Source organism: Methylobacterium sp. 22177, from assembly GCF_052045615.1.
Classification (GTDB): Bacteria; Pseudomonadota; Alphaproteobacteria; order Rhizobiales; family Beijerinckiaceae; genus Methylobacterium; species Methylobacterium radiotolerans.
Map to the genome: position 1 here is coordinate 1 of NZ_JBQEPK010000086.1, position 5,438 is coordinate 5,438.

At 57.0% G+C, this 5,438-nt stretch carries 5 protein-coding genes and 1 pseudogene; 1 reads left to right on the forward strand and 5 read right to left on the reverse strand.

What is annotated here, in order from left to right:
* Positions 1 to 708, forward strand: a 708-nt coding sequence (locus ACTJK8_RS31535) for an IS3 family transposase (protein ID WP_440763135.1), incomplete at its 5' end; no start/stop codon positions are given.
* Here the strand turns inward: ACTJK8_RS31535 and tnpA are convergent.
* From tnpA to tnpC, 5 genes and pseudogenes are all read right to left on the reverse strand, one after another.
* Positions 668 to 991, reverse strand: a complete 324-nt coding sequence (gene tnpA, locus ACTJK8_RS31540; RefSeq protein ID WP_440763136.1) for an IS66-like element accessory protein TnpA — start codon at positions 989 to 991, stop codon at positions 668 to 670. The two genes, ACTJK8_RS31535 and tnpA, sit on opposite strands and share 41 nt — an antisense overlap.
* A 473-nt stretch (positions 992 to 1,464) precedes the next feature.
* The gene (locus ACTJK8_RS31545; RefSeq protein ID WP_440763137.1) at positions 1,465 to 2,655 is read right to left on the reverse strand and encodes a hypothetical protein; all 1,191 of its coding nucleotides are present in this window, start codon (positions 2,653 to 2,655) and stop codon (positions 1,465 to 1,467) included.
* 264 nt (positions 2,656 to 2,919) lie between these two features.
* Entirely contained in the window at positions 2,920 to 3,810 is an 891-nt protein-coding gene (locus ACTJK8_RS31550) for a hypothetical protein (RefSeq protein WP_440763138.1), read from the reverse strand.
* A gap of 170 nt (positions 3,811 to 3,980) precedes the next feature.
* Positions 3,981 to 4,733, reverse strand: a pseudogene (locus ACTJK8_RS31555) (IS3-like element ISMex11 family transposase); the annotation flags it as partial.
* Between the two features lie 36 nt (positions 4,734 to 4,769).
* A partial coding sequence (gene tnpC, locus ACTJK8_RS31560; RefSeq protein WP_440763139.1) for an IS66 family transposase occupies positions 4,770 to 5,438 on the reverse strand: 669 nt, incomplete at its 5' end.

The window sequence follows — 5,438 nt, forward strand, 5'->3', positions numbered from 1 at the left end:
GATCTGCCGACCTACGGCTATCGGCGCGTCCATGCCCTTCTGCGCCGGCAGGCCGAGCGGGATGAGCGGCCTGCGCCGAACGCCAAGCGGGTTTACCGGGTCATGAAGGTGCACGGCCTCCTGCTCCAGCGACATGCGGGCGGTGCCGAGACGCGCCGTCAGGAGGGCAAGGTGGCGGTGGCCGTGCGCAACACGCGTTGGTGCTCGGACGGGCTGGAGATCGCGGCAGAGAACGGCGAGCGTGTGCGGGTCGCCTTCGCGCTCGACTGCTGCGATCGGGAGGCAATGAGCTACGTGGCGACCACGGCGTGCATCACGGGCGAGGACGTCCGCGACCTGATGGTGGCGGCCGTCGAGCATCGCTTCGGGCCGGTCAACCAGTTGCCGAGCCTGATCGAGTGGCTGACTGACAACGGCAGTTGCTACGTGGCCCGCGACACGCGCCGCTTCGCCCGCGACCTTGGATTGGTGCCAGAAACGACGCCGCTGGAGAGCCCGCAGAGCAACGGCATGGCCGAGGCGTTCGTGCGAACCTTGAAACGCGACTACGTACGTGTCTCGGTGCTACCGGACGCCGAGAGCGTGCTGCGCCAGCTTCCCGTTTGGCTGGCGCACTACAACGATCTTCACCCTCATCGCGCGCTGGGCTACCGCTCGCCGCGCGAGTTCATCGCCCGATCAACTCAGGACACCTTGTCCGGTCTTTAGGAGGCAAAAACAGTCGCACACTCATCACGGCCGGCACGAACTGCAGTGGGCGCTCGCCGTCGTGCCTCCCAGCCTGACGCGCCAAACGCCGCCACGTGAACAGCTGCGAGGCGCTCAGACCGTATCGGCGTGCCACCGCGCTGATCGAGGTGCCCGGCCCATCACTCTCTGCGACGATGGCGGCCTTTTCTTCATCCGACCACGTCCGGCGCCGGCTGGCCCCAGTAAACAGCCCCAGGCCCCGGATCGGCTCCGACATAGCCATACGCTCTGACATCGACATGTGACGGAGCTCCCAATCCGCTCCGTATGTTGCCTTCACATCGCCTGCCGGAAGGTGCCGCCCAGTCAGCGCTCACCGTCGACAGTCCTGGCCGCAGGATGACCCGGCATAACCAAACAAAATTCGGATAAATCAAGTTCGCTGTGTCGCCTGATGTGCCACGATTCTGCTGCCGAACAGACTATCCTCGCCCATATCATCAGGCCAAAGCAGTGATACCGCACACAATTGTGCCGGCAAACTCGATCTTCCGGCCTGGAAGTATCGGGCCAAATTAGCAACGGTAGAGAATTATCAATATGCGTAGCTGACGCGGCTGGTACCCCTGCTACGGCTTGCTGAAGTGCGAAGCTGAACTACTTTCGGTTGACTTGATGTCGTGTTGCGCTCTGCCCTGTCAGTGTCGAACAAAGCGTAAAGACACATTTGCACCAAGCCAAGGTCATGTAGACACATTGGTGAAACGAGTTTATCTATGAGCGATCGGCTCTAGTTAAGCCAACACGAACGTCAAAGAAGGTTATCGGCCTCAAACCGTTTGTGTAAAATTGGACAGAAAATCTTTCGTTCTGCTCAAGTTTAATGTCTATAAATAGATGTGCCGTACTTGTGTTTCCGCGGGTGCCATTAAGAACGAGTTTGCCTAATGATCTAGCCGAGCCCAAGACGCATACACATCCATCTACCCAACCACATTCTTCACTGGGCAAGGCTTCAGATCGATATCGGAATATTAAATGGTATTGACCGGGCCGCAAATTCATAAAAGGACCGAACGACAAAAAGCCTTCTTGATCGGAACTATGCCGGCCGCCGTATGGGACTATCGTCGTAGATATATTGCTCTGAAGATCGGAAGCAACTAGTGTGAAAGACGTCGGGAAATTTTTGAAGGCACTTGTGTCGACTGCCGGCCCATTACAAGATACACTAGTAGTTAGTTCTATTGGCAATAGCGCCTCAACAAATCTTTGGTCAAAAAACCAATCCCTCTCTGATCCACATATGCCGAGAAAGAACTTTCCGTCAGATTTTCTAAAGAGCGACGTAGGATCTATTATTCCATAACCACAAGAAAAAATAGCGTCGAAAGCAGTAGAGGTAATGGTATTTATCCTGCCGCCCACATCCATGTCCCACAAAAATGGGTGGTGCCTCCAAGGGCTGAAAGTTGCGTGACCAAAACCAATCAACTTATCGCATAGGCTCAGCGCATTGCTTCCGCCGCGGAAGATATTGAAATTATCATGCGCTGTTCTTGGCTCAAATGAGTTTCGGTGTTCAGCAAGGATGCACCCTTTGCCGTCGTTTGGATTAATTTGCAGCAGCCGAAAGGGGGCAAGACTATGGACTGCACCAAGCATTCCATTATCATCAAATGGAATCCAGTTTTTTCCATAACTGAACCATTTATCCCCTATCTCAATCGGAAGATTCTTTCGTGCACTCAGATCGTAGAGATAATAGGGGTTCTGATCATGTAAGGCGCCTCTGTATAGAATAATAGGCCTGCCCTCTACATTGACAATACGAGGATCATTGCCCGGACCGAGGTCAATTTCTTGAAGGCATAATAGACCGAAGCTTTGCTCAGACCACTCAGATACGATGATACGACTCGAGTATTCTTCTTTTCTCTGCGGCCACTTGTCCGGTTCAAACATGAAGTGCCTACGATTAGCCGACCAAAGCGAGCCTCTCCAGAAGGTAAAAGCAAAGAAACAATCGAATTGTTCTCCGCATCGGGCGTCGGTCGTGCGGATATATGAGTCGCCATGCCGTATAAATGTCATGGAATTAGATTGGGCCTATCTATGGTTACAATCGTAAGATAACGGCATGTCGCCACCAATGAAGAGAACGGCATTGCAGGTGAACGTTCCCGAAATTAGTCACTCGAGGGTCTAATCGCCCCGTATCCAGCGAGGTTATCTCTTAACTGCTAGTCTCGGATTGCGCACGAACATGGCGCCATCAGTATAAGTCATGGCCTCGAGTGTAGGTTTGCTATTGTCATACCTAAAAGCACATGGCTCGAATGAAATTACGTCCCATCCCATTACGTGAAAAAGATTCAGAAGGTCGCCTTCAATCTTTCGGCTGTGTGTTCCGATAAAAAGATATCTAAACCGCGCATTCAGCAATTCCCTTGAAGAAGCAGCGATAGGCCATTCTGCTCCCTGAACATCCCAGTGCGCATAATCGACGATATCGAGCCCGCTGCATATGGTTTCTAGAGAATAGGCATTTACTTTGTCGGTCTCATACGAAAACCCGCGATAGTCAATGTCATTTTTCGACGTGGATGCAGCGCCGCCATAGTCTTGCATAGGCATAGACTTGGGAAAATAAAGTGTTGTGTCGGTGCTCCAGGCCGCGCCGCGAATGATTCTTGATTTAACAGGCCCGCCGACGAGTTCGTTGGTCTGCAAATGCTCATGCAAGTTGCAGACTTTGGTGGCCTCAGCCTCGACGCCGACCAAATTGATACGTTTAAAGCCTAACCTCTTGCATGTGACGCCAACTGCGGAAATCCACGGGCCCCACCCCGCCCCAAGTTCGATCGCAGTAAAAATTTCTCGATCGTCTTCTTTGTAATCAATGCCCGTAAGTAATGAAATATATTCCATTGCGCCGCCATACACACCGTCGTCAGGCAATGGTAAATCAGGGATGACGCGCCCCACAATCTTATCATGGATCGGGAACCACGAGGCGTTGGTGTGCAACCCCAGCCAATTTGTCCAGCACCCTTGCGGCGTCTGAAAATCTTCTACGTTAACTGAATATTTTGACAAGAGGTTGTGCGCTTCAGACATGTTAAACTCGAATGAGAAATCTGGAAGAGAGGCCACGTCGGCCCGAGGCCTAGTAATGCGTTTAATGCAAGTTGCCAGTCATGAACAGCCTGTCCGCCATTCGCTGGCGACTTGACCGCGAGTGAGGGTCCCCCGGATTTTGGTCCGGCCGGAAGGTGAGCTTCCGGATCTCATTCGGCGGCCTGCAGGGCCGCCGCCAGGGCGAATTCCTGGGGCGTTCGCCACCCCAGGGCGGTGTGAGGACGGCTCTCGTTGTAGTGCCGCCGCCACGTCTCGATCTTGCTCCTCGCGTCGGCCAACGACAAGAACCAGTTCGCGTTCAGGCACTCGTCGCGCAGCCGGCCGTTGAACGACTCGACCAGCGCGTTGTCGGTCGGCTTGCCGGGGCGCGAGAAGTCCAACGTGACACCATTCTCGTAGGCCCAGCGGTCGAGGGCCTTCGAGACGAACTCAGGCCCGTTATCGACCTGAATCGAGCACGGTGCTCCGCGCAGCAGCGCCAAGCGGCCGACGACGGCCACGACCTGCTCACCTTTGATGCCCTGGTCGACCTCGATCGCCAGAGCCTCGCGCGTGAACGCATCGACGACCGTCAGGGCCCTCAGCCGGCGGCCGTCGAACAGCGCGTCGGAGACGAAGTCCATCGACCTGCGTTCGTTCGGCCGGAGCGCCGCGGGCTGACGCTCACGGTGTGCCGCGCTGACGTGCCGGCGCGGCCGCTTGAGCCGCAGGCTGAGGCCCTCATCCCGGTAGAGACGGTGAACCCGCTTATGGTTTACTCGCCAGCCCTCCCGGCGCAGCAGGATGTAGATCCGAAAGTACCCGTAGCGCACCCGGCTCTTGGCCAGATCGCAGATGCGCATTCGTAGCGGTGCCTGATCGGGTTTGGTCGAGCGGTAGCGGATGCCCGACCGGCGTACGCCTGCGGTGAAGGCCGCGGTCGTTCTCCCGATGAGGTGTCAGGCAGCGATCGGCCTGGGCTGATGTTGGGTCCAGTTCCACGGCAACAGATCGTCGATGTGCCGGGCCGGATGGTCGGGCAGACGGCTGAGCACATCAGCGAGCCAGGCCTGCGCATCGATGCCGTTGAGCTTGACGGTCTCGATCAGCGTGTAGAGGGCGGCCGCGCGATGGCCGCCGGCATCCGAGCCAGCGAAGGTCCAGTTGCGGCGGCCTACCGCAATCGGCCGGATCGCCCGTTCGGCGGCGTTGTTTGAGAGGCAGGCGCGCCCGTCGTCGAGGAAAAGGATGAAGGCGCTCCAGCGCTTGAGCATGTAGTCGATCGCTTGCGCCACCGGAGCCTTGGCGGAGAGCTTGGCGCGGTTCTCCCGTAGCCACGCTTCCAGTTCGGCGACGAGGGCGGCCGAGCGGGTGCGACGGTGCGCGCGGCGTTCATCGGCGGCAAGACCGTTGGTGGCGCGCTCGGTGGCGAAGATCGCATCGATCCGCGCCACCGCCTCAATGGCGATCGGAGCCTTCCTGAGCTCGGCCAGCTCGAAGAACTTGCGTCGGGCATGCGCCCAGCAGGCCGCCTCGCGCAGCGGGCCTGGTTTACGGCCGGGTTCGTACAGCCGACCGAACCCGGAGAAGGCATCCGCCTGCACGATGCCGTGGAAGTCGCCCAGCCA

Coding starts and splice junctions, on each gene's coding strand:
- ACTJK8_RS31545 (WP_440763137.1), bottom strand. CDS start 2,655: ATGTTTGAACCGGACAAGTGGCCGCAGAGAAAAGAAGAATACTCGAGT.
- ACTJK8_RS31550 (WP_440763138.1), bottom strand. CDS start 3,810: ATGTCTGAAGCGCACAACCTCTTGTCAAAATATTCAGTTAACGTAGAA.
- tnpA (WP_440763136.1), bottom strand. CDS start 991: ATGTCGATGTCAGAGCGTATGGCTATGTCGGAGCCGATCCGGGGCCTG.